The sequence below is a fragment of the Streptomyces odontotermitis genome (assembly GCF_050510915.1).
In the GTDB taxonomy this organism is placed as follows: Bacteria; Actinomycetota; Actinomycetes; order Streptomycetales; family Streptomycetaceae; genus Streptomyces.
Map to the genome: position 1 here is coordinate 1 of NZ_JBNJLS010000056.1, position 992 is coordinate 992.

Annotated in this window: 1 protein-coding gene; it reads right to left on the bottom strand. The window is 72.8% G+C overall.

All coding sequences use genetic code 11. The features are described from left to right. The coding region (locus tag ACQB60_RS45720) for a DUF4118 domain-containing protein (protein ID WP_496932037.1) at positions 1 to 992 on the bottom strand (992 nt) is incomplete at both ends.

Consider the following 992-nt stretch of genomic DNA (forward strand, 5'->3'; position numbering starts at 1 on the left):
GCTCCAGGAGGGTCACCGACTCCATGCCGAAGGTCTCCCGCACCCGTTCGAGCACGGCGTCCACCGAGGTCTCGCCGCGCAGCACGCTGCCCGCGAGGAAGGAGAGGGTCTCCGACTCGGCGCGCAGCCGGGCCGCCTGGTGGGTGCGGCGGGCGGCCACGTCCACCACCGAGGCGACCGAGACGGCCACCCCTATGAATATGGCGAGGGCGACGATGTTCCGGGGGTCGGTGATGGTGAGGGTGTGGACGGGCGGCGTGAAGAACCAGTTGATGAGCAGGGAGCCCACCGTCGCCGACGCCAGCGCGGGCAGCAGTCCGCCGAGCATCGCCGCCGCCACGGTCAGCGTCAGGAACAGCAGCATGTCGTTGGCGAGCCCCACTTCGGGGGCGGCCGACCTGAGCAGCCAGGTGAGCAGCAAGGGGCCGCCGACGCCGCACAGCCAGGCCCAGATGGTCCGGGACCTGCCGAGCCCCGTCCTGCGGCGCGGGGAGAGCCCGCGCCCCTTGGCGGCCTCGTCGTGGGTGACGATGTGCACGTCCAGGTCGGGCCCCGAGTCGCGGGCCACCGTCGCGCTGACGCCGGGCCGGAACACGTACTGCCAGGGCCTGCGCCGGGAGACGCCGAGGACGATCTGGGTGGCGTTCACGCCGCGTGCGAAGTCGAGCAGCGCCGCCGAGACGTCGTCGCCCACCACGTGGTGGAAGGTGCCGCCGAGGTCCTCGACGAGGGTGCGCTGGACGGCGAGTTCCTTGGGCGAGGCCGCGGTCAGGCCGTCGCTGCGGGAGATGTAGACGGCGAGGACCTCGCCGCCCGCGCCCTTCTCCGCGAGCCGCGCGGCCCGGCGCAGCAGGGTCTGTCCTTCAGGCCCGCCGGTGAGGCCGACGACGATCCGCTCGCGCGAGCCCCAGATCTTCGAGACCTTGTGCTCGCTGCGGTACTCCTGGAGGTACTCGTCGACCCGGTCGGCGACCCAGAGGAGGGCCAACTCC